The 3,322-nt window shown below is 70.1% G+C and carries 3 protein-coding genes; 2 read left to right on the top strand and 1 reads right to left on the bottom strand.

All coding sequences use genetic code 11. The features are described 5' to 3' along the window. Positions 1-167: 167 nt before the first annotated feature. Positions 168-740, top strand: a complete 573-nt coding sequence (gene dcd / locus MCHUDSM44219_RS17245) for a dCTP deaminase (RefSeq protein WP_048419488.1) — start codon at positions 168-170, stop codon at positions 738-740. Between the two features lie 204 nt (positions 741-944). Beyond that, entirely contained in the window at positions 945-2,540 is a 1,596-nt protein-coding gene (locus MCHUDSM44219_RS17240; RefSeq protein WP_048419487.1) for a DUF7159 family protein, read from the top strand. Here MCHUDSM44219_RS17240 and MCHUDSM44219_RS29520 read toward each other — a convergent pair. Beyond that, entirely contained in the window at positions 2,537-3,157 is a 621-nt protein-coding gene (locus MCHUDSM44219_RS29520) for a DUF4232 domain-containing protein (RefSeq protein ID WP_048419486.1), read from the bottom strand. The genes MCHUDSM44219_RS17240 and MCHUDSM44219_RS29520 overlap by 4 nt on opposite strands. Positions 3,158-3,322 lie beyond the last annotated feature (165 nt).

Here is a 3,322-nt window from a genome sequence, read left to right as displayed (position 1 = left end):
ACGCCGGCATCCGCGACCGCAACGGCACGCGACCCATCGCAACACTCCTCAATCACACGGGGTGTTGCATCGACCCCTTGAAACCGCCGGTCCGCGGGGCGCCCTGAGCGCACACTCGGCGCCAGGCTGAGCGCCGCCGAGCCCGACACCGCCGTTACGCTCGTCCCGTGCTGCTCTCCGACCGCGACATCCGGGCCGAGATCGATGCAGGCAGGCTCGGCGTCGACCCGTTCGACGACGGTCTGATTCAGCCGTCCAGCGTCGACGTCCGCCTCGACAACCTGTTCCGGGTGTTCAACAACACCCGCTACACCCACATCGACCCCGCGCAGCGCCAGGACGACCTCACCACCCTGGTCGAGCCCAAAGAGGGGGAGCCCTTCGTCCTGCATCCGGGCGAGTTCGTGCTCGGGGCGACGCTCGAACGCTGCTCGCTGCCTGACGACCTGGCCGGCCGGCTCGAGGGCAAGTCCTCTCTGGGCCGCCTCGGCCTGCTCACCCACTCGACGGCCGGGTTCATCGATCCGGGATTCTCCGGGCACATCACCCTCGAGCTGTCCAATGTGGCGAATCTGCCGATCACACTGTGGCCGGGAATGAAGATCGGGCAGCTGTGCCTGCTGCGGCTGACCAGCCCCGCCGAGAACCCGTACGGCAGCGCGAAGGCCGGCTCGAAGTACCAGAACCAGCGCGGCCCCACGCCGTCGCGGTCCTACCAGAACTTCATCCGGTCCAGCTGAGAAAACTCGTCGCAGCGGGAATCCCGCCGCGGCTAGTAATGTCATAAGTACCGGCGCGACCGGCCGTGTCTTCTCGGCGTTCAGCTAACAGCGACCGATGTAACACAGCGACTGTTCACGCCGATGAAGTACTAGTTGTCGGCTTGCAGTGCGCAGGCGAGCTCGGACGACCACCAGGCTGCAGCAAACATTTGGAGGGGTGGAGTGGACATCGTACTGGGTGTGTCGATGACACCTACGACGGTCCGCATGGTGCTGGTCGAGGGCGAAAAGGCCGACGGTGTCACCGTCGACCACGACGTCTTCAACGTCGCTACCGTCGACGGCTCGGCAAACGTCGCCGAGCAGGTCGTCGCCGCGATCCAGGGCACCAAGGAGAGCGCGGAGACCGGCGGACATCACCTGAAATCCATCGGCGTCACGTGGAGCGACCACACCGAGGCCTCGGCACTTCGTGATGCACTCACCGCTCACGGCATCGACGACGTCATGCTCGTCGCCGAGAGCCACGCCGCCTCATCCCTGGCGCAGGCCGTCGGGCGTGCCGTCGGGTACGACACCACCGCGCTGCTGTTCGTCGACCGCGACACCGCGACGCTGTCGGTGGTGCGCACCGACGACGGATCGGTGGTCAAGGTGCTCAGCCGGACGCTGCACAGCGCCGACGCGATGGCGGTGCTGACCGAGATGGCCGGTGCCGTCGCCGCCCAGGAAGCTCCTCCGCAGGGCCTGTTCGTCGTGGGCTCCGGCGTCGACGTCAGCTCGGTCAAGGCCCACCTCGAGCACCTCGTCGCCCTACCGGTCAGCGCACCCGACGACGCCGAACTCGCGCTGGCCCGCGGCGCGGCGCTGGCCTCGGCCACTGCTCCCGCGTTCGAGGCCACCACCGTCGGCCTGGCCTACTCGCAGGATCCGGACGGCGCCACGGCGGGCTCCCTCTACGCCGGCCTCGCCGGCGCAGACACCCAGCTGGCGGCGGTCGAAGCCGACGAGGTCGTGGACGAGTTCGCGCCGACCGAGATGCGCGAGGTCGAGGAGGGGCGCAAGCCATTCCTGCTCGTCGGGAGCGCACTGACGTCGATCTTCGTGATCGGCGTTGTCGCGCTTGTCATTTCGCTCGCGGTCAGCATCCGGCCCACGGTCGACTCCCGGCCCAGCCCGGCCCAGGCGGCCATCGTGCCGAGCAGTCAGGCACCCGCCCCGAAGCCGATCGAGCAGGCGGCACAGGTGCCGGCGCCCCCGGCACCCTCGGCGGAGACCATCAAGCCACCCGTTCCCGTCGCGGTGCAGCAGACACCGCAGCAGGCGCCGCGCACCGTGTACGTCGAGCAGGCCCCCGCCCCGGCGCCCGCCGCGCCGGCCCCGGCGCCTGCCGCTCAGGCTCCGGCGCCCGCCCCCGCGGCTCCTGCTCCGGTGGTCGCACCGCCGGTCGTGGTGCCGCCGCCGGTGATCGTGGTGCCGCAGCGGCAGTGGCCCGTGTGGTCGCCGCCGAAGCCGGCGTGGACGTGGCCGAGCAAGCCGCAGCAGGCACCCGAGCCCGAAGAGCCGGAGACGCCGTGGACGCCGCCGTGGAGCCCGCCGAAGACGCAGCAGCCGCAGGTACCTCAGGTGCCGCAGACGCCGCAGTGGCCCGGCTCGGGATCGGGTTCCGGATCCGGCAGCGGCCGAGGCGACAGCGACTACGGCCGTGGCTCAGGCGGATTCGGTGACTCCGGCTCGTCCCGAGGGAGCAGCGGATCATCCGGCGGCGGTAACAACTGCTTCCTGATCTTCTGCGCGCCCGGCGGTGGTCGCGGCTAGCCGACCGCGCTGATCGTCGCGTCGCAGATCGGCAGGTTCACCGGCAGCAGGTGCGACTCGGTGGTGTTGGGCGCGGTCACGACGAGCGTGCCTGTCCGACCGCAGGGGTCGCCGGTGGCGGTGTCGACCGCGGATGCCTGCACGTCAGCGGTGGCCTTCTCGCCCGGCTGCAACTCGAGATGCGGCGCGGCGTTGGCCGGCCGTCGCGCGACATGCACGAGTACACCGCCGGCAGCGGTCACCAGGTCTGCCCCCGGATAGCTCACCAGCACGCAGACCTTCGGCGAGGTATTGGTGAACGTCACGTCGACGCGCCGCAGGGTGCCGTCCTCAGACACCGGTCCCGCCGCGACGTCGAGGTCGTCATTGGCGCAGGCAGCGGGTGTCGCCGGCGGCGCCTCCGACGGCTGGGGGGCAGTCGAGGTCGCGGACGCGGACGTGGGCTGCGGCGCGTCGGTCGTCGGCTGCGGGGCGGCGGTGGTCGGCTGAGCCGCCGAGACCGTGGCCGGGCTCGAGGACGCCGCCGGGCGCTCATCGCGATCAGTGGAGCACCCGGCCAGCAGGACGGCCAGGGCGGCCGCGGGAACGGCGGCGCGGAGCAGAGGTGATGTGTTCACCGCATCAGTACAGGCCACGCGTGCCGCTACCGATCCCAATTTCGCCGGGAGTGCACTCACGGTTGTGAATCACCGCTTGAGTTCAAGGGGTCGATGCAACAGTTGGCGGTTTTGACAGTAGTTCGTTGAGGGCTTCGGCTGGGGTTTTCCAGTCGAGGGTTTTGC

The organism is Mycolicibacterium chubuense (assembly GCF_001044255.1).
In the GTDB taxonomy this organism is placed as follows: Bacteria; Actinomycetota; Actinomycetes; order Mycobacteriales; family Mycobacteriaceae; genus Mycobacterium; species Mycobacterium chubuense.
The sequence above is the reverse complement of the archived record's forward strand: the minus strand, read 5'-3'. Positions and strand labels throughout refer to the sequence as shown.